27 protein-coding genes are annotated in these 25,958 nt (G+C 68.3%); 13 read left to right on the top strand and 14 right to left on the bottom strand.

What is annotated here, in order from left to right; genetic code table 11:
* Positions 1-219: 219 nt before the first annotated feature.
* A complete protein-coding gene (locus ASE58_RS16270) occupies positions 220-1,422 on the bottom strand; it encodes an AAA family ATPase (protein WP_055824006.1) in 1,203 nt (400 codons plus the stop codon).
* A gap of 451 nt (positions 1,423-1,873) precedes the next feature.
* Between ASE58_RS16270 and ASE58_RS16265 the strand changes: the two genes are divergently transcribed.
* Both ASE58_RS16265 and aqpZ read left to right on the top strand, forming a co-directional pair.
* A complete protein-coding gene (locus tag ASE58_RS16265; RefSeq protein WP_055763943.1) occupies positions 1,874-2,158 on the top strand; it encodes a CsbD family protein in 285 nt (94 codons plus the stop codon).
* 90 nt (positions 2,159-2,248) lie between these two features.
* Positions 2,249-3,067 (top strand): aquaporin Z, encoded by an 819-nt coding sequence (gene aqpZ, locus ASE58_RS16260; RefSeq protein ID WP_443024678.1) that lies wholly within the window; start codon positions 2,249-2,251, stop codon positions 3,065-3,067.
* Between the two features lie 192 nt (positions 3,068-3,259).
* Here aqpZ and paoC read toward each other — a convergent pair whose 3' ends face one another.
* The 4 genes from paoC to ASE58_RS16240 form a co-directional block, all read right to left on the bottom strand.
* A complete protein-coding gene (gene paoC / locus ASE58_RS16255) occupies positions 3,260-5,449 on the bottom strand; it encodes an aldehyde oxidoreductase molybdenum-binding subunit PaoC (RefSeq protein WP_055823696.1) in 2,190 nt (729 codons plus the stop codon).
* A gap of 4 nt (positions 5,450-5,453) precedes the next feature.
* Positions 5,454-6,404 (bottom strand): FAD binding domain-containing protein, encoded by a 951-nt coding sequence (locus ASE58_RS16250; protein WP_055823692.1) that lies wholly within the window; start codon positions 6,402-6,404, stop codon positions 5,454-5,456.
* Positions 6,401-7,033 (bottom strand): aldehyde dehydrogenase iron-sulfur subunit PaoA, encoded by a 633-nt coding sequence (gene paoA / locus ASE58_RS16245; protein ID WP_055763950.1) that lies wholly within the window; start codon positions 7,031-7,033, stop codon positions 6,401-6,403. The genes ASE58_RS16250 and paoA overlap by 4 nt, the downstream gene beginning before the upstream one ends.
* A 280-nt stretch (positions 7,034-7,313) precedes the next feature.
* Entirely contained in the window at positions 7,314-8,219 is a 906-nt protein-coding gene (locus tag ASE58_RS16240; RefSeq protein WP_156347794.1) for an NAD(P)/FAD-dependent oxidoreductase, read from the bottom strand.
* A 154-nt stretch (positions 8,220-8,373) separates the two neighbouring features.
* Here ASE58_RS16240 and ASE58_RS16235 point away from each other — a divergent pair, with 154 nt between their 5' ends.
* Positions 8,374-8,928 carry a LuxR C-terminal-related transcriptional regulator gene (locus ASE58_RS16235; protein ID WP_082468177.1) on the top strand — a complete coding sequence of 185 codons (555 nt, stop codon included), beginning with the start codon at positions 8,374-8,376 and terminating at the stop codon, positions 8,926-8,928.
* Between the two features lie 29 nt (positions 8,929-8,957).
* On the opposite strand, the gene ASE58_RS18060 is transcribed toward ASE58_RS16235, so the two are convergent.
* Entirely contained in the window at positions 8,958-9,095 is a 138-nt protein-coding gene (locus ASE58_RS18060; RefSeq protein ID WP_156347793.1) for a hypothetical protein, read from the bottom strand.
* A 13-nt stretch (positions 9,096-9,108) separates the two neighbouring features.
* Positions 9,109-9,300 carry a hypothetical protein gene (locus ASE58_RS18055; protein ID WP_156347792.1) on the bottom strand — a complete coding sequence of 64 codons (192 nt, stop codon included), beginning with the start codon at positions 9,298-9,300 and terminating at the stop codon, positions 9,109-9,111.
* A gap of 325 nt (positions 9,301-9,625) precedes the next feature.
* On the opposite strand from ASE58_RS18055, the gene ASE58_RS16230 reads away from it, so the two are divergent.
* Positions 9,626-9,973 (top strand): DCC1-like thiol-disulfide oxidoreductase family protein, encoded by a 348-nt coding sequence (locus tag ASE58_RS16230; protein ID WP_055823686.1) that lies wholly within the window; start codon positions 9,626-9,628, stop codon positions 9,971-9,973.
* Complete coding sequence (locus tag ASE58_RS16225) at positions 9,970-10,464, top strand: DUF427 domain-containing protein (RefSeq protein ID WP_055823683.1); 495 nt, start codon at positions 9,970-9,972, stop codon at positions 10,462-10,464. Before ASE58_RS16230 ends, ASE58_RS16225 begins: the two co-directional genes overlap by 4 nt.
* 63 nt (positions 10,465-10,527) lie before the next feature.
* On the opposite strand, the gene ASE58_RS16220 is transcribed toward ASE58_RS16225, so the two are convergent.
* Entirely contained in the window at positions 10,528-10,839 is a 312-nt protein-coding gene (locus ASE58_RS16220; RefSeq protein ID WP_055823680.1) for a hypothetical protein, read from the bottom strand.
* Positions 10,840-11,077: 238 nt separating this feature from the next.
* On the opposite strand from ASE58_RS16220, the gene ASE58_RS16215 reads away from it, so the two are divergent.
* Positions 11,078-12,442 carry an NAD-dependent succinate-semialdehyde dehydrogenase gene (locus tag ASE58_RS16215; protein ID WP_055823678.1) on the top strand — a complete coding sequence of 455 codons (1,365 nt, stop codon included), beginning with the start codon at positions 11,078-11,080 and terminating at the stop codon, positions 12,440-12,442.
* Here ASE58_RS16215 and ASE58_RS16210 read toward each other — a convergent pair.
* From ASE58_RS16210 to corA, 5 genes are all read right to left on the bottom strand, one after another.
* The gene (locus ASE58_RS16210) at positions 12,439-13,449 is read right to left on the bottom strand and encodes a histone deacetylase family protein (protein WP_055823675.1); all 1,011 of its coding nucleotides are present in this window, start codon (positions 13,447-13,449) and stop codon (positions 12,439-12,441) included. The two genes, ASE58_RS16215 and ASE58_RS16210, sit on opposite strands and share 4 nt — an antisense overlap.
* A 65-nt stretch (positions 13,450-13,514) precedes the next feature.
* Positions 13,515-15,749 (bottom strand): catalase/peroxidase HPI, encoded by a 2,235-nt coding sequence (gene katG, locus ASE58_RS16205; protein ID WP_055823672.1) that lies wholly within the window; start codon positions 15,747-15,749, stop codon positions 13,515-13,517.
* Positions 15,750-15,857: 108 nt separating this feature from the next.
* Entirely contained in the window at positions 15,858-16,484 is a 627-nt protein-coding gene (locus ASE58_RS16200; RefSeq protein ID WP_055823670.1) for a response regulator transcription factor, read from the bottom strand.
* On the bottom strand, positions 16,481-17,521 hold the full coding sequence (locus ASE58_RS16195; RefSeq protein WP_055823669.1) for a sensor histidine kinase: 1,041 nt from the start codon (positions 17,519-17,521) through the stop codon (positions 16,481-16,483). The genes ASE58_RS16200 and ASE58_RS16195 overlap by 4 nt, the downstream gene beginning before the upstream one ends.
* Positions 17,518-18,486: a magnesium/cobalt transporter CorA gene (corA, locus tag ASE58_RS16190; protein WP_055823667.1), complete on the bottom strand. Its 969-nt coding sequence runs from the start codon at positions 18,484-18,486 to the stop codon at positions 17,518-17,520. The genes ASE58_RS16195 and corA overlap by 4 nt, the downstream gene beginning before the upstream one ends.
* Before the next feature lie 335 nt (positions 18,487-18,821).
* Here corA and ASE58_RS16185 point away from each other — a divergent pair, with 335 nt between their 5' ends.
* The 4 genes from ASE58_RS16185 to ASE58_RS16170 are packed head-to-tail and all read left to right on the top strand — an operon-like array spanning position 18,822 to position 22,900.
* A complete protein-coding gene (locus ASE58_RS16185) occupies positions 18,822-19,109 on the top strand; it encodes a hypothetical protein (protein WP_055823664.1) in 288 nt (95 codons plus the stop codon).
* On the top strand, positions 19,106-19,819 hold the full coding sequence (locus ASE58_RS18050; protein WP_055823998.1) for an MgtC/SapB family protein: 714 nt from the start codon (positions 19,106-19,108) through the stop codon (positions 19,817-19,819). Before ASE58_RS16185 ends, ASE58_RS18050 begins: the two co-directional genes overlap by 4 nt.
* Positions 19,820-19,851: 32 nt before the next feature.
* Positions 19,852-21,573, top strand: a complete 1,722-nt coding sequence (locus tag ASE58_RS18045; protein WP_443024679.1) for an ABC transporter permease — start codon at positions 19,852-19,854, stop codon at positions 21,571-21,573.
* 10 nt (positions 21,574-21,583) lie between these two features.
* Positions 21,584-22,900 carry an ABC transporter ATP-binding protein gene (locus ASE58_RS16170; RefSeq protein WP_055823992.1) on the top strand — a complete coding sequence of 439 codons (1,317 nt, stop codon included), beginning with the start codon at positions 21,584-21,586 and terminating at the stop codon, positions 22,898-22,900.
* A gap of 3 nt (positions 22,901-22,903) precedes the next feature.
* Here ASE58_RS16170 and ASE58_RS16165 read toward each other — a convergent pair whose 3' ends face one another.
* Positions 22,904-23,227 (bottom strand): hypothetical protein, encoded by a 324-nt coding sequence (locus ASE58_RS16165; RefSeq protein ID WP_055823662.1) that lies wholly within the window; start codon positions 23,225-23,227, stop codon positions 22,904-22,906.
* Between the two features lie 126 nt (positions 23,228-23,353).
* Here ASE58_RS16165 and ASE58_RS16160 point away from each other — a divergent pair, with 126 nt between their 5' ends.
* The 3 genes from ASE58_RS16160 to ASE58_RS16150 are packed head-to-tail and all read left to right on the top strand — an operon-like array spanning position 23,354 to position 25,843.
* Positions 23,354-24,835 carry a deoxyribodipyrimidine photo-lyase gene (locus ASE58_RS16160; RefSeq protein WP_235515928.1) on the top strand — a complete coding sequence of 494 codons (1,482 nt, stop codon included), beginning with the start codon at positions 23,354-23,356 and terminating at the stop codon, positions 24,833-24,835.
* Between the two features lie 45 nt (positions 24,836-24,880).
* Complete coding sequence (locus tag ASE58_RS16155; RefSeq protein WP_055823989.1) at positions 24,881-25,585, top strand: NAD-dependent deacylase; 705 nt, start codon at positions 24,881-24,883, stop codon at positions 25,583-25,585.
* Positions 25,586-25,588: 3 nt separating this feature from the next.
* Positions 25,589-25,843 (top strand): hypothetical protein, encoded by a 255-nt coding sequence (locus ASE58_RS16150; protein ID WP_055823658.1) that lies wholly within the window; start codon positions 25,589-25,591, stop codon positions 25,841-25,843.
* Positions 25,844-25,958: the final 115 nt, after the last annotated feature.

Raw genomic sequence — 25,958 nt, 5'->3', positions numbered from 1 at the left:
TGCCGTTCCCCCGCGCAGGCGGGGGTCCAGGGTAACGACAAGACGACGGACGTGGCTCTGGACCCCCGCCTGCGCGGGGGTACGGGGGAAGGGGCGGGCGTTGCGTCACACAACTCCGCCGTGTCCGCCTGCGCGAACACGTCAAACGGGCTGCTGGCACGTCGGCCGGGCGGGTTAAGCAGGCTAGCGCTTTGCGTACGCTTGCCGCGCTGCGCGCTATCAACCCGCCGCTGCACTAACCACCTCCTCTTCGCTCGCTGGCGCGACCCGCCCCCAGCCCTGCCGCACCAGTTGCTCGATCTGCCCCATCGCTTCGTCGAGGTTCGCGCGGCAGCGTTTGTGCGTCTTGGGCGTGCCGATCGGCTTTTCGAGCTCATAGACCGTCATCATCCGCATCGCGGCATGGCTGATCTCCGCCGATTCGAGGATCGGGACGGGCAGGAGCGCCGGGCCGAAGCTCTGCTCCATGATCGCGCGCACCATCGCGTGGGACGGATCGTTGCCGTCGAACTTCGAACAGATCAGGCGTACGAAGCTGTAATCGACCTCGATCCCCGCCGTCCCCAATTGCTGCAGCACCTGATCCATCATCGACAGGAACTGCACCGTCGAACAGAAATCGGGCGTCGTCGCCGCCAGCGGCACGAGCAGCGCGTTCGCCGCCTGCATCACGGCGAGGCTGATCGTGCCGAGTGCGGGCGGTGGGTCGAGCAGCACGATGTCGTAATGGCGCGCGAGGTCGATCAGCCCCTGTTTCAGCTTGCGAAACCGCGCCGCCAGCACCGATGCGCCGTCCGACCCCGCCGCCGCCAGCTCATATTCGACGTCGAACAGCTCGAGGTTCGACGGGATCAGGTCGACATTCGGCCACGGCGTCGCCTTGACCGCATAGGAGAGGTCGTTCTGCGTCGGATCGATCGAGAGATAGGGGTAAAGCGTCTCTTCGCGGGTGATGTTGAAATGCGGGTTGAAGCCGAACAGGGTCGTCGTCGTCGCCTGGCTGTCGCAATCGACCACCAGCACCCGGTATCCCTGCACCGCAAAATAATGGGCGAGGTGGGTGGTGACGGTTGATTTGCCGACCCCACCCTTGAAGTTCTGCACCGCGATCACCGCCGGCACGTCGAGCGGCGCCCGCGCGGGCGACGCGCCCAGCACGTCGCGCATGTGCAGCAGTTCCTCGACGCTGTAGCCCAGACGTCGGCCATTATCGGCGGCGGGGGCAGGGGGCAGCCGCCCGTCCTCTTCCGCCATGCGGATGCGGTTGGTCGAACAACCAAGCAGCTGCGCTGCCTCGGCGATGCCGAAGCGGACGTTGAGCCCCTTGCGGCTTTCGGGCAGGAACGCCTTGCGCCGCAGCCGCTCGATCATCCGCTCGCCCGCGTCCGCCAGATCGCCGATCTGTGCCGTGATTGCATTCATGCTGCGCAGCATCCGCCCGTTTGAACCCTGATGCGGCGGTTATGCCACGAATAGCTTCAATCCGGCAAGCGATTGAGCGGATTGATTCAGTCTTGTCGCGCAGTCGGATTTTGCTGGCGGGTGAGGGGGAAATTGCAGCTGGCTGGCAGATCAAACACCCGATCCATGTCGAAGCGTCGATCCCGCGCCCGGTATGGGCCGGCCACGGGCCAGTATTCGCGAAAGGGCGGGGCGAGGACGCAAAAATACGCCGTCACTAGTACAAAGATACCAGGATATTTTCAGCGCGCGATCAATTGATGCGGCGTCGTCTTCGTCAGGGGATTCGGCAGGGCGGTACTGGCATCGCCCCGGTCGATACTGGCGAATGGCGGACGGGCGCTGGATCACGCCGGGCAATTACCCCGGCATGACCATCGACCCGCAACCCGCAACCTGATGGAGTCCTGCAATGAATATCGACACGCTCACCGGTTCGGCCACCAACCTCGGCGGCAAGCTGAAGGAAGGCATCGGCGCTGCGACCGGCAACGAGAAGCTGCGCGGCGAGGGCAAGGCCGACCAGCTGGGCGGTACGGTGCAGAAGACCTATGGCGATGCGAAAAACGCCGTCGAGGGATCGGTCGGCCCGCTGATCGACGAAGCGCGCCGGTTCATCCGTGAACGTCCGTTTGCCGCAGCGACGCTGGGCGGGGTGCTCGCCATCGCGATCATCAACACCCTGCGCGGCAAGTAACGCGTAACCGGCCCAGTTGGCCGGTATGGGCGGCGGATCGCTCCGGCGTTCCGCCGCCCGTTATCTTTCTCCGTATTTTTCCTGGAGCGCATGATGACTGCACCCGATCGTCCGCGGCCGATTGCCGCCGCGCGCCGCCTGGCGGCGGAAGCCTTTGGCACCTTCTGGCTCGTCGTTGGCGGCTGTGGGGCCGCCGTGCTGGCGGCGGGCGGCAATGTTCCCGGTTCGATCGGGCTGCTGGGCGTCGCCCTCGCCTTTGGCCTGACCGTGTTCACCATGGCCTTTGCCGTCGGGTTCATTTCCGGCGGGCATTTCAACCCGGCGGTCAGTGTCGGGCTGGTCGTCGCGGGACGGTTTCCGGCGCGCGACCTGCCGGGCTATATCGCGGCGCAGCTGGTCGGCGCGACGCTGGGCGCGGCGGTCGTCGCGCTGCTCGCATCGGGGCAGCCGGGCTTTGACCTTGCCGCCAGCGGGCTTGCCGCCAACGGCTATGGCGCACATTCGCCCGGCGGCTATGGTCTGACCAGCGCGTTCGTCGCCGAAGCGGTGCTGACCGCCGGCTTCCTGCTGGTGATCGTCGGCGCGACCGACAGCCGTTCGGCCGTACCGTTCGCCGCGCTGGCGATCGGCCTTGCGCTGACGCTCATTCACCTGATCTCGATCCCGATCACCAACACGTCGGTCAACCCGGCGCGCAGCACCGGCCCGGCACTGCTGGTCGGCGGATGGGCGCTGTCGCAGCTGTGGCTGTTTTGGATTGCGCCGCTGTCGGGCGCGGTTGTTGCCGGACTGGCCAGTCGCTGGCTGTTCGCCCACAATCGCCAGGACCAGTCGCCCGGCCCGATCAGCGACATGCCGATCGAACGGATGGTCGACGGCGAACGCCGCACCGTCGAGGGGCAGCGATAGGTTGAGGCACAAAGGCAAGGGGAGGGGGGCGAAACTCCTTCCCCCCGCACGTCACCCCGGACCTGATCCGGGGTGACGTTTCTTTTTCCACGGTAGCAGAAGCGGCGGGACCCCGGGTCAAGCCCGGGGTGGCGGAATCAGGCTCGATCTTCCGTCATCGCCCCGTCGGGCAGCGACGACGACCAACATCGGTCAGACCACCGCCGGCAACCGGTCGAGATATTTGTCGAGCGTGATCGGATAGTCGCGCACGCGGATGCCGGTGGCATTGTATACCGCGTTCGCCACCGCCGCGCCGACGCCGCACAGGCCCAGTTCGCCGACGCCCTTCGCCTTCATCGGGTTCGCCTTGTCATCGGCTTCGGCGAGGAACACGACCTCCTGGTGCGGGATGTCGGCATGGACCGGCACTTCGTAGCTGGCGAGGTCGTGGTTGACGAACAGGCCGAAGCGCGGGTCGACCGCCAGTTCCTCCATCAACGCCGATCCGACGCCCATCGTCATCGCGCCGATCACCTGGCTGCGCGCCGAGGTCGGGTTGATGATCCGCCCGGCGGCGCACACCGCCAGCATCCGCTGCACCCGCGTGACGCCGGTATAGGCATCGACCGCGACCTCGACGAAATGCGCGCCGAAGGTGGCAAAGGCATATTGCTTGTCGAGCGCGCCGAACTCGATCTTGTCCTCGGCGCTAAGGCTGCCGGCGTCGCTCAGCGGAACGGAACGCCCGCCGCCGGTCACCTTGCCGTCCGCGAACACCGCGTCGGCACTGAGGCCAAGCTTCTGCGTCACCTGCCCGCGCAGCGCGACGCAGGCGGCATAGACGCCCGCCGTGCTGTTGGGCGCGCCCCATTGCCCGCCCGACCCGGCCGAGACCGGATAGGCGCTGTTGCCCAAGCGCACGTCGACCGCCTCTACGCCGACGCCCATCATCTCAGCGGCGGTCTGGGCGATGATCGTGTAGCTGCCGGTGCCGATATCGGTCATGTCGGTTTCGACCACGACCCGGCCGTTTTCCAACCGTACCCGCGCGCCCGATTTCATGTTCACATGGTTGCGGAACGCCGATGCGACGCCGACCCCGCGTAGCCATTTGCCGTCGCGGACCTGTGCGGGCTTCGGATTGCGCTTGGCCCAACCGAAGCGTTCGGCCCCTTCGGTCAGGCAGCGGACCAGCTGGCGCTGTGAAAACGGCTTTTTCGGGTTTGCCGGATCGACCTGCGTGTCGTTCTTGATACGGAACGCCACCGGGTCCATCCCCAGCTTTTCCGCCATTTCGTCCATCGCGACTTCGAGCGCCATCATGCCCGGTGCCTCGCCCGGCGCGCGCATCGCGTTCCCTTCGGGCAGGTCGAGTACCGCGAGCCGCATCGCCGCCAGGCGATTTGCACCGGCGTAGAGCAGCTTCGTCTGGTTGACCGCTGCTTCGGGGCCGCCATCCGGCTGATCGCCCGATCCGCTTTCATGGCCGATCGCGGTGATCGTGCCGTCCGGCGTACAGCCGATGCGGACGCGCTGGCGCGTTGCGGGGCGGTGGGTGGCGTTGTTGGCCATCATCGGCCGCGCCATCGCGATCTTGACCGCGCGCTTCGCCGCCTTCGCGCCCAGTGCCGCCAGCACCGCATCGGCGCGCAGGAACAGCTTTCCGCCAAAGCCGCCACCGACATAGGGCGATTGCAGGCTGATCTTGTCCTTGGGGATGCCCAGCGTCTTGGCCAGGTCGCCGCGGCCCCAGTCGACCATCTGGTTCGAGGTCCAGATGGTCAGCCGGTCTCCTTCCCAGCGCGCGGTGGAAGCGAACGGCTCCATCATCGCATGGCTGTGGTCGGGGGTGGTGTATTCGGCATCGAGCTTGACCGGCGCGCTGGCGTACGCGCCCTCGAAATCACCGACCCGTGCCTCGGGCTTGCCATCGTCGCCCGGCGCGGGCTTGGCGGATTTCAGGCCCTCTTCCAGATCGAACCGGCCCTTGGCGCGGGCGACATCGACGCGGACGAGGTTGGCGGCGGCGCGCGCCTGTTCAAAGGTTTCGGCGACGACCACCGCCACCGCCTGGTGATAATGGTCGATGGCGGGGCCGGCGAGCAGCTTGACGGTATTCATCCGCCCCTTGCCCAAGGGACCCGCGCTGTCGGCGGTGACGATCGCCAGCACGCCCGGTGCGGCGCGTGCAGCGGAAAGGTCGATCGAGCGGATCGTCCCCTTGCCCACGCCCGCGCCGACGATCACGCCGTAGGCGGCTTCGGGCACGTCGCGGGCATGTTCAAAGGCATAGGGGGCAAGGCCGGCGACCTTTTTCGGGCCGTCGATGCGGGGGCGGGGACGGCCGACGACCGCTTGCCGGTCGATCGGGTTGGTGCCGGCGGGGGTTTCGAACTTCATGGAATTACCCCTTCGCCTGCGCGATGACGGAGGCCAGCGCGCGGGTTGCGAGCGGCAGTTTGAATGCATTGTCCTTGGTCGGTGTCGCGCCCTGGAACGCGCGCGCGGTGACGGCGGCGGCGCCCTGCGGCAACAGCGCGTCGGCTGCCTCCACCCGCCACGCGCGCGGTGCCACGCCGCCGAACGCGACGCGGCCGGTGCCGTCGCGCTGGATCACGGCGGCGACCGACACCAATGCATAGGCATAGGAGGCGCGGTCGCGGACCTTTTCGTAGAAATGCTTGCCGCCCAACGGACGGGGCAGGGTGACGGCGGTAATCAGCTCGCCGGGCTGCAATACCGTGTCGAGGTCGGGCCGGTCGCCCGACAGCCGATGGAAGTCGGCGATCGGGATGCGCCGCGTCGTGCCGTTGCCGTCGATCGTCTCGATCACCGCATCCAGCACGCGCATCGCGACGGCCATGTCGCCGGGGAAGGTCGCGATGCAGGCGTTCGACACACCGATCACGCCCAGCTGCCGCGAATAGCCGCCGATCGCGGCACAGCCCGACCCCGCCTTGCGTTTGTTGCAGGCCATGTTGGTGTCGTAGAAATAGGGGCAGCGGGTACGTTGCAGCAGGTTGCCCGCCGTCGTCGCCTTGTTGCGCAGCTGTCCGCTGGCACCCGCGACGATCGCGCGGGTAAGCACGGCATAGTCGCGCCGCACGCGGTCATCGGCGGCCAGATCGGTGTTGCTGACCAGCGCGCCGATGCGCAGGCCGCCGTCCGACGTCTTTTCGATCCGATCGAGCTTCAGGTCCTGTACGTCGACCAGATGCGCGGGCGTTTCGATGTCCAGCTTCATCAGGTCGAGCAGGTTGGTGCCGCCCGCGATGAACTTGGCACCGGGGCGGGTGGCGACGATGCGCGCGGCCTCGGCCGGGTCCTTCGCGCGCTCATAGGTGAAAGCTCTCATGCGCCCGCGACCTCCGCCATGGCATCGGCAATGTTGGAATAGGCGCCGCAGCGACAGATATTGCCGCTCATCCGTTCGCGCAGTTCCATGTTCGTCGCCTGCGGCCGCTTGGTCAGGTCGCCCTGCACATGGCTCGGCACGCCGCGCTTGATCTCGTCCAGCACCGCGACCGCCGAACAGATCTGGCCCGGCGTGCAATAGCCGCACTGGTATCCGTCATGCTTGACGAACGCCGCCTGCATCGGGTGCAGCTTGTCGGGCGTGCCCAGCCCCTCGATCGTGGTGATCGCGTCGCCTTCGTGCATTACCGCCAGCGTCAGGCAGCTGTTGATCCGCTTGCCCTCGACCATCACCGTGCACGCGCCGCACTGGCCATGGTCGCAGCCCTTCTTGGTGCCGGTCAGGTTCAGGTGTTCGCGCAGCGCGTCGAGCAGGGTCGTGCGCGTGTCGAGCGTCAGTTCGCGGACCTGTCCGTTGACCTTCAGCCGCACCGGCATCGTTGGCGGGGCGGCGGCGGGCGTTGCACCCTGTGCCGCCGCCGCCATCGGGCTGGCCGCCAGCGCCGCGCCCGCCGCACCCGCGGTCAGCACGCCCCGGCGCGATAGTTCGAAATCGGACGTGTCGCCCATGATGATATTTCCTGTCAGCCCCCGGATGCTGCGCGGATTCCGCCGCAGCCAAATCGTAACGCGCGCGAACCGGAATAGGTTGCGGAACAGGACGGGATCGGTACGCGGTGACGCCTAACCCATCGCCGCCGCAAAAACCTCCGTTCGTGCTGAGTAGGGGCTGAGCTTGTCGAAGACCCGTATCGAAGCACCTGTGGCCCGGTCCTTCGATACGCCCCTTCGACAAGCTCAGTGGCTACTCAAGACGAACGGGGGGGGGGGATAATGTCATTACTTTCCGCTACATCGCCGCCGCCAGCTGTTGCCCCGACAACCACGCCGCCTCGACCCGGGGCGCGATCAGCCAGTCGCCGCAGGCACCGAGGCCGTCGGCATGATAGCAGCCGATCCCCGCGCCGTCCGAGCGGGCATAGCGCCAGCGATGCGCCGCGCCGTACACCGGTTCGGGCAGGCCCGCGACGCGGCTTGCCAAGGCCGCCGTCAGATGTTCGACCATCCACTCGCGCTCCGCCTCGATATGCTGCGCAGACCAGTCGGCGTCGGCGTGGATCGTCCATGCCTCACCCCCGCTGCGCCCCGGCTTGGCGGGGTTGCGCGCCGCGCGGTCGATTATCCCGTCCCGCTCCAGCAGCGCAGGCGCGTCGATCGGACGGTCGAACCCCAGCATCACCGTCCAGCATGGCGCGGAAGCGTGCGTGCGCGCCAGCGTGGCGAGCGCATCGTCCCGTTCCGCGACCAGCGGTACGACCTGTTCGGCGGGCAGCGCCAGCACGACCGCCGAGAACGGCCCGGCCACCTCCGCCTCCAGCTGCAGCCACCAGCCCGCGTCGTCGCGGCACAGCGCATGGGCATGGGTCGACCAGCGCACGTCGAGCGCCTGCGCCATCGCGACCAGCGGCGCCTCCATCGTCGGCGTGCCGACCCACGCATCGTCACCCGCCGCCGGCCAGCGCGCGACGATGCCCGCCGCCTCCCATCCCCGCAGTTGCGCGACGAAGCTCTCGTCGCGCGCGGTCATGTAGAGCGCGCCGAAATCGAACGCGAAGTCGTCCGTCACCCGGCTCGCCATCCGACCGCTCGGCCGGCGGCCCTTGTCGAACAGCGCGACCGTCCGCCCCGCCGCCTTGAGTGCGGTGGCGCAGCTCAGGCCCGCCATGCCCGCCCCGATGATCGCGATATCGCCCATGCCTGTTCCTTAAGTTCGCTACCCGCTTTCGCTGCGATGCAACGCACGGGATGGACACGATGTTGCTCCTCGGCGTTTAGCGGTGCAAAGGCGAGTACGAAGCGGCCAATCGGGGCCGCCGGTCGGTTCGGTCAGCACGATGTCCCCAGGCGAGATGATTACCGGAAGTGCCGTCGCCGCCGTCGTCAGCGATCCGAATCTCCCCGACACGCCGATCGTCGCCTGCAACCAGGCGTTCATCGACCTGACCGGCTATGCCGAACACGAAATCCTCGGCCGCAACTGCCGGTTCCTGCGCGGGCCGGATACCGAGGAAGCAGCGACCGAGGAACTGCGCGCCGCCGTGCGCGAACGCCGCGCGACGCTGGTCGAGGTACTGAACTACAAGAAGGACGGCACCCCGTTCCGCAACGCGGTGATGCTCGCCCCGATCTTTGCCGAGGACGGGTCGCTGCAATATATGCTGGGGTCGCAGATCGAGGTTGGCACCCGCCCCGACAGCGATGCCGCCGCGCGCATCGCCGCGCTCACCCCGCGCCAGCGCGATGTGCTGGACGGAGTGATGCGTGGGCTGCTCAACAAGCAGATCGCCTATGAACTGGGCATCAGCGAACGCACGGTGAAGCTGCACCGTGCCGAGATGTTGCAGGCGCTGGGCTGTCGCACCGTGGCGGAGGCGATCCGCCTTGCGGTGGAACACGGGCTGTAGGGCAGGGGAGAACCCCTGCGCCTACGCCGTCAGGTGAAATAGCCTTCCGCCTTCGCCTGGGTCGCCATGGTGAGGATGCGGAACGCGAGGATGCCGACCCAGAACAGCACGAACATCAGTGCTGCCCATTTAATCGCCGTCCGTTCCTTCTGTTCGATCCTGCGCATCGTTCGCACTCCTTCACATCAACAGGTCTTCATAGAGATACTGGAAGCGGCGATGCCCCGACCGGTCGTGGTCGAGGGCGAGGCCGCCGCGCGTCGCAAAGAACGATGCGCCACGTTCGCGAAGCATCGCATCGCGCCCGGCGATCACGCTGTCGGGGGTGATGCCGACTGCCGCCGCTGTCGGTCGGGTTCGTGGATGATGCATGACGTGCTCCTGTCATTGCCGCTCATGGGAACCAACCGGCGGGTGGTGCGTCGGGTTGCCGCCCCTTGGGGCAGGCTGGCGCCGTTCGGTTCGCGCAAATCACTGGAAGTGAGGCATATTACCGGGCGTGCCGTTGCCGGCTGCCCGTTGGTACAGGTGCGACGATGGCCATGGTCCCCATGTTGCGACGCGACACAGGAAAGGGCGGCGTGCCGCCCGGAAAGGTTGCGTCCGATGTCCCGCCCCGCCAAGATCCTGATGACCTATCTGGGGGTCGTGCTGATGATGGCGATCCTCGCCTTGCTGGTCTTCTATCAGTTGAACCATGTCTGACCGGCTGACCGTCTGGTATGACGGCACCTGCCCGCTGTGCCTGCGCGAGATCGCCCTGATGCGGCGGCTCGATCGCGGGCGGCGGATCGATTTCGTGAATGTCGGCGATCCGCAGGCGGCATGCCCGATCGATCGGCGGCTGTTGCTCGCACGCTTTCATGCCCGCGAGGCCGGGCGGATCGTGTCGGGTGCGGCGGCATTCGCCGCGATGTGGCGGGCGATCCCGCTGCTGCGCCCGTTCGGCCTTGCCGCGCGTAACCGGGTGGTGCTGCGCTGGCTGGAGGCGCTGTACCTGCGCTTCCTGCATGTCCGCCCGACGCTGCAACGGTGGGTACGATGACCCCGCGCCGCGATCCCGTCGCGCTGGGGCAGGTGAGCGTGTGGGACTTTCCGCGCCCGGCGATCGCGGAAACCTGCGACCGGCGCATCCGCATCGAGCATCGCGGACAGGTGATCGCCGACACGACCCGCGCCGTCCGCACGCTGGAGACCAGCCACCCGCCCAGCTATTACATCCCGCCCGCCGATATCGCGATGGAGCTGCTGCGTTCCGCGCCGGGGCGGTCGCTGTGCGAATGGAAGGGGCAGGCGCGTTATTGGGACGTGGTCGTGGGCGATGCTGTGCTGGACCGCGTCGGGTGGAGCTATGCTGATCCGACCCCGGCGTTCCGCATCCTTGCCGACCATATCGCCTTCTACGCCGCGCCGTTCGATCACTGCACCGTCGACGGAGTTCGGGTCGTGCCGCAGCCCGGCGGATTTTACGGCGGGTGGATCACCCCTGACCTGGCCGGCCCGTTCAAGGGCGCGCCCGGCACCATGGGCTGGTAACGCGACACCGCCCCCGCTGCGGGTGCAGCAGGGGCGGTGCGGGGCGTTTGGGGCGGGTGCCGATCAGCGGCCGGCGAGCGCGCGGTCGAGGTCGACGCCGCGGGCTTCCCAATCGCTGCGGGTCTTGCACACGCGGGTCAGGATGCGGCTGCCGGTGGTTTCGGTCTTGAAGCAGTAGCGGGCGTTCGGCGATGCCTTGTACGCGACGGCGGCGGGGCCGGCGGCCAGCGTGATCGCGATCGGCAGCGCGGCGGCGGTGGTGCCGGCGGCGGCGACCGGGGTCGGGGTCGGCGCGGCATTGGGTTCGGCGGCAAATGCCGAGGTGGTGGCAACCAGGCCGAGGACGATCGAAGCGGCGAAACGGATGGCGGTCATGTGCTTTCTCCCTGTATTCCGGCGTTGCTTCCGGTGATGCCAACTACTTTGCATCCGCCGTGCCAGTTTTACGGAACAAGCAATATCAATGGCTTACGCTATGACTACAATTGTAGCTGTGGTATGCGCCGCCAATCCGCGGCGAATTTTCCCAACCGTTGGTATCGCGCCGTCGCAACCCGTGCCCGCCCCCGGCGTTGAGGGTCGATCCGCGCAACCTTCATCCCCCCGGAGCCGCATGTTCCACAGCACCAACCCCGCCACCGGGGAACAGTTCGCCACCCATGCCGAACTGACCGCCGACCAGCTCGACCACAAGATCGCGCTGGCCGCCGACGCCTATGCCCGCTGGCGGCTGACCCCGATCGCCGAGCGTGTCGCGCTGCTGCGCCGGATCGCCGATGCCTATGACGCCAATCGCGACCGGCTTGCCCGCATGGCGACCGACGAAATGGGCAAGACGCTGACATCCGCGCTGGCCGAGGTCGACAAATGCGCCGCCGCGTTCCGCCATTATGCCGATCACGGCCCGGCGATGCTGGAGCCGCAGCGTAGCGCGCTGACCGGTGGCGGCACGGCGGAGGTCACGTGGCTGCCACAGGGGCCGGTGCTGGCGATCATGCCGTGGAACTTCCCCTATTGGCAGGCGGTGCGTTTCCTTGCCCCCACCATCCTGGCGGGCAATGTCGCGCTGCTGAAACATGCCAGCATCGTGCAGGGCGTCGCCACGCTGATGGAGGAAATGACGCGCGACGCGGGCGCGCCCGAGGGGCTGTTCCAGAATCTGGCGATCAAGTCCTCGGCGATTGCCGACCTGATCGCCGACGACCGCATCGTCGCCGTGACGCTGACCGGCAGCGAGGGGGCGGGGATTTCCGTCGCCGAACAGGCCGGGCGCAACCTGAAGAAAGTGGTGCTGGAACTTGGCGGGTCGGACCCGTTTGTCGTGATGCCGTCGGCCGATCTCGACGCGGCGGTGAAGGCGGCGGTGACCGGCCGCATCCAGAATAGCGGCCAGTCGTGCATCTGCGCCAAGCGGATGATCGTCCATGCCGATATCTACGACGCGTTTCTCGACCGGTTTTCGGCGGCGATGCGCGCGGTGAAGCCGGGTGACCCGACCGATCCCGCCAGTGACATGGGGCCGCTCAGCAGCTTCGAACAGCGCGATACGGTGCTGGAACAGCTCGAAGAGGCCAAGCGGCAGGGCGCGACGCTGTTGTTCGGCGGGGAGCAGCCCGACCTGCCCGGCGCGTACCTCACCGCCGGCATCCTGACCGACGTGCCGCTGGACAGCGCGTTGATGGCGGAGGAGATTTTCGGCCCCATCGCCATGGTCTTCCGCGCGGCCGATATCGACGAGGCGATCGACATCGCCAATGCCATCCCGTTTGGCCTCGGTTCGGCAGTGTGGACCAACGACGTGGTCGAACAGGACCGCTTCGTCCGCGACATCGCGGCGGGGATGACCGCGATCAACCAGATGCTGGCGTCGTCGCCGGAAGCTCCGTTCGGCGGGATCAAGCGGTCGGGCCATGGCCGCGAACTCGGGCCGTTCGGGCTGCACGAGTTCATGAACCTCAAGACGGTGTTCCGGCCCTAATCCATAAACCCCGCAAGGAAGGCGGCGACGTTCGTGCCCAGTGCGTCAACCGCATAGCCGCCTTCCATCACGATCGCGCTCGGCAGGCCGGCGGCGGCGATGGCCTGCCCCATCGTGGCGAAGTCGGCGGTCTGTAGTGCGAAGCCCGCAATCGGATCGCCGGCAAAGGTATCTGCGCCGAACGACACGATCAGCGTGCGCGCCCCCCACGCCCGGATCGCCGCCAGCGCGGTGTCGAGCGCAGGGGCATAGGCTGTCCAGTCGGTCCCGCGCGGCAGCGGCAGGTTCAGCGTGGTGCCTGCACCCGCGCCCTTGCCGGTTTCATCGGCATGGCCCCAGTAGAACGGATAATCGGTCGTCGGGTCGGCATGGATCGATGCGAAGAACACCGTGGGATCGTCGAGGAAGATATCCTGCGTCCCGTTGCCGTGATGATAATCGACGTCGAGGATCGCGACCGGTCCCAACCCCTGCGCCACGGCATGGCGCGCGGCGATCGCGGCATTGTTCAGGAAGCAATAGCCGCCCAGATAATCTGCCCCGGCATGGTGGCCGGGCGGGCGGCACAGCGCGAAACCGTGCTGCGCGCCCTGTGCCAGCGCATCGACGGCGGACAGCGCGCACTGCGCCCCCCAATAGGCCGCGTCCCAGCTATGCGCGGTGATCGGGGTCGACGCGTCCATGCTGAACGCGCCCAAACGCGCGTCGATGCGCGTCAGGTCGAGCGGGCGACGCCGCGCGACGGGAAAGACATAGCCGATCGCATCGCCGACCCGCCCCGCCGCCGTCCAGTCGACCCAGGCGTTTTGCAGGAAGTCGAGGTAGCGCGCGGTGTGCACCGCCGCGATCGGCGCGGTGCCATGGTCGGCGGGCGGCTCGATCGCCGGCAACGTCGCGGCGATCGTCGCTACGCGTGCGGGAATCTCGGCATGGTCGGTCCATCCGCCATTGTGAAATTCGCGCGTCGGGGCATGGCCCAGCTGCCGTTCGTCGAAAAAACACCGCATCGCATCAGGCCCCGGACAGCAAAACGGCGCGGGATCGCTCCCGCGCCGCTGCGTTGTGCCGTGGATCAGGCCGGTTCGGCAATCCCGGCGGGCTGTACGCTATCCGCCTGCTGCGGCACGTCGAACCGGTCGGCGTTCATCACCTTGGTCCAGGCCGCGACGAAATCGCGCACGAACTTTTCCTCATGGCCATTCTCGGCATAGACCTCGGCCACCGCGCGCAGCTGGCTGTTCGACCCGAAGATCAGGTCGGTGCGCGTCGCGCGCCAGCGTTCGTGGCTGCCGGCACGGTCATAGCCGATGAATTCCTCGTCGGCGCTGGTGTCGACCACCTTCCAGAAGGTGTCGTTGTTCAGCAGGTTGACGAAGAAGTCGTTGGTCAGCTGCCCCTTACGGTCGGTGAACACGCCTTCCGGTGCGTCGCGGTAGTTGGCACCCAGCACGCGCAGGCCACCGACCAGCACGGTCATTTCCGGCACCGACAGGCCGAGCAGCGAGGCGCGATCGAGCAGCAGCTCCTCGGTCTTCACGCTGTGCTTGGTCTTCAGGTAATTGCGGAAGCCGTCGGCGACCGGTTCCATCACCGCGAAGCTGTCGGCATCGGTCCAGTCCTGCGTCGCGTCGCCGCGACCGCCGGTGAAGGGGACGTCGACCGCGAAACCCGCATCCTTCGCCGCCTTCTCGACCGCCGCATTGCCCGCCAGCACGATCGCATCGGCGAGCGATAGGCTGCCCTTCAGCTCGCCGATCTTGGCGAGGACGGCTGACAGTTCCTCCGGCTCGTTCACCTTCCATCCGCGCTGCGGTTCCAGCGCGATGCGCGCGCCATTGGCGCCGCCGCGATGGTCCGACCGGCGATAGGTCGAGGCCGAGGCCCAGGCGGTCTTCACCAGCTGCCCGACCGTGAAGCCGGCATCGAGGATCTTCGCCTTGAACGCCGCCACGTCCGCATCGGATGGGGTGGTGCCGGCGGGCACGGGGTCCTGCCAGATCAGCGTTTCCTCCGGCACTTCCGGGCCCAGATAGCGGACCTTTGGCCCCATGTCGCGGTGGGTCAGCTTGAACCACGCGCGGGCAAAGGCGTCCTTGAACGCTTCATGGTCGTTCCTGAACTTCTCCGAAATGGCGCGCATCTCGGGATCGACCTTCAGCGCCATGTCGGCGGTGGTCATCATCGTCGGCACGCGCAGGTTCGGATCATGCGCCGCCGGGGCCATGTCCTCTTCGCGCTGGTTGATCGGCTGCCACTGCTTGGCACCCGCCGGGCTGCGCACCAGTTCATATTCGTAATCGAGCAGCAGGCGGAAATAGTTGCCCGACCATTCGGTCGGCGTATTCACCCACGCGCCCTCGATGCCGCTGGTGGTGGTGTGCTGCCCCATCCCGCTTTCGAAGCTGTTGGTCCAGCCAAGGCCCATCAGCGAGATATCGGCACCTTCCGGCGATTCCCCGACCAGCGTCGGATCGCCCGCGCCATGCGCCTTGCCGAAGGTATGGCCGCCGGCGGTCAGCGCGACGGTTTCCTCGACGTTCATCGCCATGCGCGCGAACGTTTCCTTGATGTCGCGCGCCGACTGCAGTGCATCGGGCACGCCGCCGGGGCCTTCGGGATTGACATAGATCAGGCCCATCTGGATCGCGGCGAGCGGCTGTTCCAGCTCCAGCTCTTCCTCGGGCAGGATGCGCGTCTTGTTGTCGGGATGGCCGACGAACTGTTCTTCCGACCCCCAGTAGATGTCCTTTTCCGGTTCGAACACGTCGGCACGACCGCCGCCGAAGCCGAACACCGGGCCGCCCATCGATTCGATCGCGACATTGCCCGCCAGGATGAACAGGTCGGCCCAGCTGATATGCTTGCCGTATTTCTGCTTGATCGGCCACAACAGGCGACGCGCCTTGTCGAGGTTGCCGTTGTCCGGCCAGCTGTTGAGCGGGGCGAAACGCTGCTGCCCGCTGTTCGCGCCACCGCGCCCGTCGGCGGTGCGGTAGGTGCCGGCGGCGTGCCACGCCATGCGGATGAACAGGCCGCCATAATTGCCGTAATCGGCCGGCCACCACGGTTGGCTGTCGGTCATCAGCGCGGTCAGGTCGGCCTTCAGCGCGGCATAGTCGAGCTGCTTGAAGGCTTCGGCGTAATCGAATTCATGGCCCATCGGGTCGGGCGAGGTGCCACCCTGGTTGAGCACTTCCAGCGGCAGCGCGTCGGGCCACCAGTCGCGGTTGGTGCGGCCCACCAGCGACCGAACCGTATTCGGTTGGTGGATCGGGCAGCCGCTCATCTCTCCGGTTTTCGCATCCATGTGTCAGCTCTCCATCTGCTTGGCGCGGAGCCTAACCGCTTCCCCGCGCCGACGATAAGCGATTGTCTCGTTCACACTTGGCGGAAAACTCGATTGGAGCGGATGGGGTCAGGGCGTGTCGGCTTGGGGTGGGGCGATCCGGTCGGTCGCGCGGACCAGATCGGGCAGGGTGGCCGCGCCCACCTTGCGCATTGCATGGCCCCGGCGGACCTTTACCGTGATCTCGCTGACGCCCAGGCGCGCGGCGATCGTCTTGTTGGGCAGGCCGGCGGCGACCAGTTCGGCGACCGCGCGCTCGCCGGGGGTCAGCGTCGCGAACCGCGCGCGCAGCGCCGCCGTGTCGCTCAGCGTCGCGCGCCGGTCGCGGTCGATCGCCAGCGCGCGGTTGACCGCGTCGATCAGCGCCTGGTCGGCGAACGGCTTGGCGAGGAAATCGACCGCGCCCGCGCGCATCGCCTGCACCGCCATTGGGATATCGGCATGGCCCGATACGAAGATGACCGGCAACGCTACCGCCGCGAACGCGGCGCTTTGGAAGAAGGCGAGGCCGCCTTCGCCGGGCATGCGGATGTCGAGGATCAGGCAGCCCGGCCCCGTGGCATCGCCTGCCACCAAATCGGCGACCGAGGAAAAGGCGCGGGTAGCGAACCCGACCGAGGCGAGCAGGTCGGCGATGCCGGCGCGCATCGAATCATCGTCGTCGACGATGCGGATGACGGGGGCAGGGGCGGTCATCGCGGTTCCTCCGATGCAGGCAGGGTGATCGCCATGCGGGTGCCGGGCGCTGCGGGATGCGCCGCGATCCTGCCGCCATGCGCCTCGACGATGGTCTGCGCGATGGTGAGGCCCAGGCCGGTGCCGCCCTCCCGGCTCGTCCACAGCGAATCGAAGATATGCGGCAGATGTTCGGCGGGGATGCCGATGCCGCTGTCGGCGACCGACAGCGTGACCCGCCCGTCCGCCGCCACCTCGCTCGACAGCGTAATCGTCCGCTGTTCGCGCGGGATATCGGCCAGCGCCTCGACGGCGTTCGACAGGAGGTTGCCGACGACCTGTTGCAGCTGGATGCGGTCGCCCGCCACCGGGGGCAGGTCGGTGGCCAGGTCGGCGCGCACCACGATTCCCCCCGCGTCCAGTTCGCGCGCGGTCAGCGCCAGCGCGTCGCGTGCGACCTCGTTCAGATCGACCGGCATGCGGGTGACGGCGTGGCGTTGCGACAGGCGGCGGATGCGCACGACGATCGCGCTGGCCCGCCGCGCATCGTCGGCGATGCGCCGCAGCGAGGCGCGCGCCTGCTCCAGCCCCGGCGGATCGGCGGCCAGCCAGCGTTCGCCCGCACCCGCGCTGCTGGCGATGGCACCCAGGGGCTGGTTCACCTCATGCGCGATCGAGCTGGCCAGCGCGCCGAGGTTTGACACCCGCGACACGCGGATCAGCTGCGCCCGCGCCTCGCCGAACGCGGCCTCGGCCGCGAGCAGCCGCAGCGTAAGCTGGGTGGTGATGAGGATCGCGACCGAACTGATCGCCAGGTTGGTCAGCCCCGCCTCCCACGCGCCATGCGCGGTCAGCAGCGAACTGAGCGCGGCCAGCGCGACGCAGCCGACCGCCAGCGCCCGGACACCGCGCCGGGGCAGCGCGCGTGCCGACAGCAGGATCGGCACGACATAGAAGACCGCGACCGTGATTTCGAGGTCGGTCAGCGTATCGGCGACGAACACCGCCGCCATCAGCGCCACCACCGACGGCGCGGCGGCGCGGGCCGGAAAGGTCACAGCCACCCGACCTTGCGGAAACGGATATAGAGCAGGGTACAGGCGGCGGCGATCACGGCCAGCACGACGAAATAGCCATAGGTCGTCTTCAGTTCGGGCATATGTTCGAAATTCATGCCGTAGATGCCGGCGATCGCGGTCGGCACGGCCAGGATCGCGGCCCATGCGGCAAGCTGGCGGGTGATCGCGCCGGTGCGCTGCTGTTCGAGCAGGTTGCTGAATTCGAAGACCGAGGTCAGCACCTCGCGCAGCCCGTCGACCATCGACTGCGCGCGGCGCACATGGTCGCGCACGTCGGAGAAATAGGGCCGGGTATTGGGGTCGATGCACGGCAGGTCGATGCGGACCAGCTTGGTCGCCACCTCCTGCATCGGGATCAGGATGCGCTGGAACCGGCTGAGTTCGCGGCGCATGGCAAAGATGCGCGCGATGTCCGCCCGACCGAGGAAGGTGTCGAGCGTCTGCGCCTCCATCGCTTCCACCTCGCGCTCGATCGCCTCGATGACCGGGAAATAGCCGTCGACGATGAAGTCGAGCACCGCGTGCAGCACATAGTCGACGCCGTGGCCGAGCAGGTCGGGGCTGGCCTCCAGCTGGGCGCGCAGGTGGCGATGGTCGCGCAGCGACCCGTGGCGGACGGTGATGATGTGGCTGTGCCCGACGAAGATCGCGGTCTCGCCATAGCGGATCGCATCGCCGTCGAGGCGGGCGGTGCGCGCGACGACGAAGAGCTGGTCGGCATAGACGTCGACCTTGGGCAGCTGGTCCGCCTTCAGCGCATCCTCGACCGCCAGCGGGTGCAGGCCGTAGCGCGCCTGTAGTTCCTGCAGCTCCTGCGCCGTCGGATCGATCAGTCCGATCCAGACGAATTCGGACTTGTCGTCGGGACAATGCACATGTTCGTCGATCGTAACCGCGCGAACCTGCTGTCCATTACGATAGAGATACGCCGCGACGACCGCCATGATCCCGGTTTTCCTTTCGACGCCGTGGCGTTTTACTGTGATATATACCAAGGTATATCGGGAATATACTGTGGTATGTCGTCCGAAATCACGTGTTGATGTGGACGCGCAAATCCCATAACGGCCCGCCCTGTCACCGCAAGGGCGGCGATACCAACAGGAAGCTCCCAGGAACCTCCATGCCATCCCGATCCACCCCCATGCCCGACGACGCGGACAGTAGCGAGACGATCGCACTGCCGGCAACGCCGGGCACGACCGGATCGAGGGAGCGCCGCTAGCCCGTCGCTGCGCCCGCCCCTCCGACCGGTCGAATACCGAACAGGAGGGTCGCCATGTCGACCAGATATTCCGCGCAACGGTGCCTGCACGCCCGCGCGCTATCGCCCAATGCCGTGTGCCACGTGGCGCCGCGCGGCCCGGCGCCGATCCGCTGGTGGGAACCGCTCCTGCCGGCGCGCTGCTGGCTGGCGGCCGCTGCGCTGACGCTCGCCATCCTCCGCGCGATGATGCGCGCCCGCCGGGTCGATCGCCCGGCCTTTGCCCGGTTGCTGCGGCTGTCGGCGCGGTTGTCGCGCGCGGGGTTCAATGCGTGGCGCTTCTGGGATGGGGCGTGGCGGTGACCGAGCTCGTCACCACCGGCCACGACTTCGCGGTCGTGCTGGCGAAGCTCGGCACCGCGCTGTTGTTCGGCGGGCTGATCGGGCTGGAGCGCCAGATCCGGCAGCGTACCGCCGGCCTGCGCACCATGGCGCTGGGCGCGGTCGGCGCGGCGGCGTTCGTCCATCTGGGCGGGCGGCTGACCGGGGTCGGCGGCATGGTCCATGTCGTCGCCTATGTCGTGTCGGGCATCGGTTTCCTGGGCGCAGGGATCATCATGAAGGAAGGCGCGCAGGTTCGCGGGCTGAACACCGCCGCGACCCTGTGGTCGTCGGCCGCTATCGGCGCGTTCTGCGGTGCGGGGCTGCTGCCCGAGGCGGCGGGGGTGACCGTCATCGTGCTGGTCGGCAACACGATGCTGCGCCCGCTGGTCAACTACATCAACCGCCAGCCCGTCGATGCCGCCACGACCGAGGCGGTGTACCGCGCGCATGTCGTCTGCCTGCCCGAACGCGTCACGCTGGCGCGCGACCTGCTGGCCGACGGGCTGGAGGCGATCGGCTATCCGGTGCAGTCGATCGACGTCGTGACCGACACCGACGACAGTATCGAGATCGCCGCGACGCTGATCCCGACCACCGCCGAACCCGAAGCGCTCGAACGCTTCTGCACGCGGTTGCGCGCGACCGAGGGGGTCGTCGGCGCAACCTGGACCGTGAGTGCCATCCTGTGATCGACCGCACCGACTTCGCCGCCGTACCGCTGTTGCGCCCAAAGGCCCGCCGGCGGGCATGGCGCGGGGCGGCGATCCCGTGGAACGATATCGCCGCCTTCGTCCTGCTCGCGACCATCGCTGTGCTGGTCGCGCGCGGGGCGGAGGGGATGGCCGAACCGCTGGCACGGTTGCGCACCGCGCCGGTCACGCTCGATCCCGCGCTGCTGCCGGGCTATGCGCTGCGCACGACGCTGCGCATGTTCGCGGCATTGGGGGCCAGCCTTGCCTTCACCTTTGCCGCCGCTGCGCTTGCGGCCAAGAGCCGGCGCGCGGAAATGCTCATCATCCCCGCGCTCGACATCCTGCAATCGGTGCCGATCCTGGGGTTCCTGACTTTTACCGTCAGCTTCTTCATGGGGCTGTTCCCTGCGCGACAGCTGGGCGTCGAGCTGGCGGCGATCTTTGCGATCTTTACCAGCCAGGCGTGGAACATGGCGTTCAGCTTCTACCAGTCGCTGCGCACCGTGCCCGAGGATTTGAAGGAAGTGTCGGCCAGCTTCGGCCTGTCGCCATGGCGGCGTTTCGTCCGGCTCGAACTGCCGTTCGCGACGCCGGCGCTGGTGTGGAACACGATGATGTCGATGTCGGGCGGATGGTTCTTCGTCGTCGCATCCGAAGCGATCAGCGTCGGCGATACGCGGGTGCTGCTGCCCGGTATCGGATCGTGGCTGGCGCTGGCGATCGATGCGGGCGACGTGCGCAGCGTCGCCTGGGCGGTGGCGGCGATGGCGATCGTCATCCTCGCCTATGACCAGATCATGTTCCGCCCGGTCGTCGCGTGGGCCGACCGGTTCCGGTTCGAACAGACCGCCGCGCAGACCCGGCCGCGATCGTGGTTGTACGACCTGTTCCGGCGCGCAGGCCTGCCTGGAGTGATCGCTGCTACGCTGCGCCGCGCGATCGACCGGCTGCCGTCGCTGCCCCGGCGTGCGGCGCGGCCGGTGCGGTCGGAGCCACGCCATACGACGGCGCGGTCGCTCGGGGTGTGGCGCGCGTTGATTGCGCTGGCGGTCGGCGGGGGCACGTGGCTGGTCGCGGGCTATCTGTCTACACGGCTCAGCTGGGGCGATGCGCGCGCCGCGCTGACGCTGGGGCTGTTCACCATGGTCCGCGTGCTGGCGCTGATTGCGCTCGCCAGCCTGATCTGGGTGCCGGTCGGCATGTGGATCGGCCTGCGCCCGCGCTGGGCCGCGCGGTTGCAGCCGGTGGCGCAGTTCCTCGCGGCCTTTCCCGCGAACGTCCTGTTCCCGGTCGCGGTCATCGCGATCCTGCGCTGGCACCTCAGCCCCGATATCTGGCTGTCGCCGCTGATGGTGTTGGGCACCCAGTGGTATATCCTGTTCAACGTGATCGCGGGCGCCAGCGCCATTCCCAACGACCTGCGCGAAGTGGCGCAGCTGAGCGGCCTGACGGGCTGGTCGTGGTGGCGACGCCTGGGGCTCCCGGCGATCTTTCCCTATTACGTCACCGGCGCGCTCACCGCGTCGGGCGGGTCGTGGAACGCCAGCATCGTCGCCGAAGCGGTGTCGTGGGGGCAGGACCACCTGCAGGCCGCCGGCCTTGGCAGCTATATCGCGCGGGCGACCGCCGCCGGCGACATGGCGCGCGTTACGCTGGGCATCGCGGTCATGTCGCTCTTCGTCATCGCCTTCAACCGCCTGCTGTGGCGTCCGCTCTATGGCTATGCCGAGCGGCGGCTGCGGCTTGCCTGAGGAATTCATCATGGCAACCACCCATCCCCGTACTGCCGCCCCGATCGTTCAGGTCACCGGCGTCGGCCATCATTATGGCGACCCCGGCACGGGCGGTCGCGCCGTGCTGGCGGGCGTCGACCTGACGCTCAGCGAAAACGAGGTCGTCGGCCTGCTCGGCCGGTCGGGATCGGGCAAGTCGACGCTGCTGCGCACGATCGCCGGGCTGATCCGGCCCGATACCGGCACGATCCAGTTCCCCCCGACGCCCGCCGGGCACGACCCGAGCGTGGCGATGGTGTTTCAGACGTTCGCGCTGTTCCCGTGGCTGAGCGTCCTGCAGAATGTCGAACTGGGACTGGAGGCGCAGGCGGTACCCGCTGCCGAGCGTCGCGTGCGTGCGCTGGCGGCGATCGACCTTATTGGCCTCGACGGGTTCGAGAATGCCTATCCCAAGGAGCTGTCGGGCGGCATGCGCCAGCGGGTCGGCCTCGCCCGCGCGCTGGTGGTCGATCCGACGCTGCTGCTGCTCGACGAACCCTTCTCCGCGCTCGACGTGCTGACTGCCGAGACGCTGCGCACCGACCTGCTCGATTTGTGGTTCGAGGGGCGGATGCCGATCCGGTCGATGCTGCTGGTCACCCACAATATCGAGGAAGCGGTGCTGATGTGCGACCGCATCCTCGTCTTTTCGTCCAATCCGGGGCGGATCGCGGCGGAAATCCCGGTGACGCTGGCGCATCCGCGCGACCGGCTCGACCCCGCGTTTCGCGCGCTGGTCGATGCGATTTATGCCCGGATGACCGAGCGCGCGCCGCAGGTGGCGGTGGCGCCGGCGGGGCAAGGGGAGGCGCCGGGGCGGGGCATGGTCCTGCCGCGCGTGTCGACCAACAGTCTGGCCGGGCTGATCGAGGAGGTCGACGCGCCGCCGTTCGACGGGCGGGCGCCGATGGCCGAACTGGCCGACCAGTTGCAGCTGGAGATCGACGAACTGTTCCCGATCGCCGAGGCGTTGCAGCTGCTGCGCTTTGCCGAGTTGCGCGGGGCCGAACTGGTGCTGACGGCCAACGCGCGCGCCTATGCCGGGGCCGATGTCGACACGCGCAAGGCACTGTTCCGCGCCGCGCTGCTCGCGCAGGTGCCGCTGGCTGCGCATATCCGGCAGGTGCTGGACGACCGCGCCGGACAGCCCGCTCGCGCCGAACGGTTTCGCGACGAGCTGGAGGACCATATGTCCCCCGCCTTCGCCGCCGAAACGCTGCGCACGGTCACGCTATGGGGCCGCTATGCCGAGGTCTTCGCCTATGACGAGGATCGCGACGCGTTCAGCCTCGACGACGTGGTGTAAACGTCAACTGCGGCGGTGCCGGACGGGGACCAGCAGATAGTCGCCGGGGGAGACTGCGCGCCCGCGGGTGCAGTCGAGCAGCCGCGCGGCGGGTTTGCGGTTGATGGTCGCCGGGATGCACGACCCGTGTTCCGCGCAGAAATAGGTCCGCCCGCGCGTCTCACGCTCCAGCGTCGTCGGCAGGATCTTGCCTGTGCGCCAGCGATTGCCGAGATCATCGGTGACCGGGCGCAGGATGCGCACGCGGCATTCGGGCGTGGCCTGTGCGGTGCCGGAAAGCCCGGTGAGTAGGATCGCGGCCAGCGCGATGGACCAGCGGGGCGGCATGGCAGGTTCCTTTTCCCGTGCGGCGATGCGTGCCGTCGCGGCAAGACGCGCGAACCCGGTGGCGGGTTGCGGAACGTCTGCGCGGATCGCTCGCTGTAGCGGCGGATACCGATAGGGGAGGGCCGCGTGGGCCGGGAAGATACGACCATGTTGCCGGACGCCTTGCGGGAATGGGCGGAGGCCCCGCGCGTGGGGGCGCTGAACGATCGCCTGCCGGTCGGCGACGGCGCGCGCTATGTCCTGTGCTGGCTGCAACAGGCGCTGCGCGCGGTCGACAATCCGGTGATCGATGCCGCGCTGCGCCTCGGCAATGCGCTGGGCCTGCCGGTGCTGGTCTATCACGGCATCCGCGAGGATTATCCCTATGCCTCCGACCGGCTGCACCATTTCCTGCTGGGGGCGGCACGCGATCTGGCCGCCGGCTGTGCCGCGCGCGGCATCGCCTGCGTCAGCCATGTCGACCGCGAGGGGCGGCGGGAGAAGGGGCTGGTCTACCGCCTCGGCGCCGAGGCGGGCGCGATCGTGGTCGAGGATCAGCCGGTGTTCGTCGCGCGGTGGCAGGCGGCGCGCGTCGCCGCCCGCGCGACCGTGCCGGTCTATGCCGTCAACGCCGCGTGCCTTGTTCCGCCCGCCGTGCTCGGCAGCGATATCCGCGGCCGGTCGGGGTTCCTGCGCCGACACGAGCCGGCACGCGAAACCTGGGCGCGGGGCACGGCCGAGGTGCCGGTGGTACCGCCCTATACCGGGCCGCTACCGTTCGCGCCCGACGATCTGGCGACGCACGACCCGGACGCGCTGATCGCCGACCTGGCGATCGACCACAGCCTGCCGCCGAGCACGCAATTCCCGGCGGGACGCGCGGCGGCCGAGGCGCGGCTGCGGCGTCTGGTCGACACGGTGCTGCCGGGCTATGCCGCCACCCGCAACGATGCGACGCGCGACAGCGGGGCGAGCGGCCTGTCGCCCTATCTCCATTTCGGCATCCTCGGCCCGCGCGAGGTGATGGCTGCCGTCGACGGCGCGACGGCGGGCAAGACGCACAAGACGAAGTTCGCCGACGAGCTGCTGGGCTGGCGCGAATGGTTCCACTGGCAGGCGCGGATGCTGCGCGGCGCGCAACGCTATGACCGGGTGGCCGACTGGGCGGTGGCGACGCTGGCGGCACATGCGGACGATCCCCGGCCGGAGGGGGAGACGCTGGACGCGATGCTGCACGGCGAGACGCGCGACGCCCTGTGGAATGCGTGCCAGAAACAGTTCGTGATCGATGGCTGGATGCATAACAATCTGCGGATGTACTGGGCCAAGCGGATCATCGCGATGACGCCGAGTCCGGAGGTCGCATGGGCCACCGCCTGCTATCTCAACGACCGGCTCAGCCTCGACGGGCGCGATCCGTCGACCTACGGCAACATCGCCGCGATGTTCGGCGGCAGCCCGGCGGATGCCGAACGGCCGGTCTATGGCCGGGTGGCGACGCGCGGCGACGGATCGATCCGGCACCGCGACGGCGGCGCGGCATGGATCGCGGCGGCGGCGGCCCGACCGGTCCCGCGCCTGTCGGTGCCGGACGCGCTGCCGATTGCCTGGTACCGCGCCGGCGGATAGCCCCCGGACCTTCCCGTGGAGGCCCCGTCGGCCTATGCATCGGCGATGCACGCGATCCGCAATATCGTCGTCCTGACCGGGGCGGGCGTCTCCGCCGAATCCGGCATCGCCACCTTTCGCGGGCCCGGCGGGCTGTGGGAGGGGCACCGGGTCGAGGAGGTGTGCACGCCCGAGGCGCTGCGCGACGATCCGGCGCTGGTCCACCGTTTCTACGACCTGCGCCGCGCCGCGCTGGCCGGGGTTGCGCCCAATGCCGCGCACCATGCGCTGGCCGCGCTCGACCGGGCGTGGGCCGGCGGGCTGCTGATCGTGACGCAGAATGTCGACGACCTGCACGAACGCGCCGGGGCGCAGCGGCTGCTGCACATGCATGGCGAGCTGTGTTCCGCGCTATGTGCCGCGTGCGGTGCGCGGGTGCCGCATAGCGGGCCGTTGCCGCCGGGCAGTGTCTGCGCGGCGTGCGGCGCGGCGGCGCTGCGGCCCGACATCGTATTCTTTGGCGAGATTCCCTATGCGATGGACCGCATCGTCGCGGCGATCGGCGACTGCGACCTGTTCGTGTCGATCGGCACGTCGGGCGCGGTCTATCCCGCCGCCGGCTTCGTCGAATGGGCGCGCGACCGGGGCGCGGCGACGCTGGAGCTGAACCTCGAACGCTCGGCCGGATCGGCGCGCTTCGACGAAAGCCGCCTCGGGCCGGCGAGCGAACTGGTGCCCGCCTGGGTCGATGCGCTGCTGGCGGGGCGATAGCCGGTGGCGCGGCGCAAGCGGCGGCTGACCGCGACGATGGCCGATGGCTGGGTCAAGACGATCGGCCCGACGACCGCGCCCTTCACCCATTTCTGGCGGATCGTCGCGGTGCTGGAAAACGGCAGGACCGAAGTCTTCTGGGGCCATGCCGCGTCGCTGAAGGAGGCGACGGGGAAACGCGCCGCGACCGAGGAAGCCGCGCGGCAACGGGGCTGGCAATGCTATGCGTTCGAGGTGGTCGAACTGGTCGAGGAATAGCCCGCTTTACATAATCATTCTTATCGGACCTGGCGCAGAACGCCGCGTTGGCACGTCCTTGACCACCATCCGGCTGTGATCGAGGGCAACCGTGGCGGTGGCCTGATGCCGCGAC

Origin of the sequence: Sphingomonas sp. Leaf9 (assembly GCF_001421355.1) — a bacterium.
GTDB lineage: Bacteria > Pseudomonadota > Alphaproteobacteria > Sphingomonadales > Sphingomonadaceae > Sphingomonas.
Note: the sequence above shows the minus strand (reverse complement) of the source record. Positions and strands in the feature narration are given on the sequence as shown.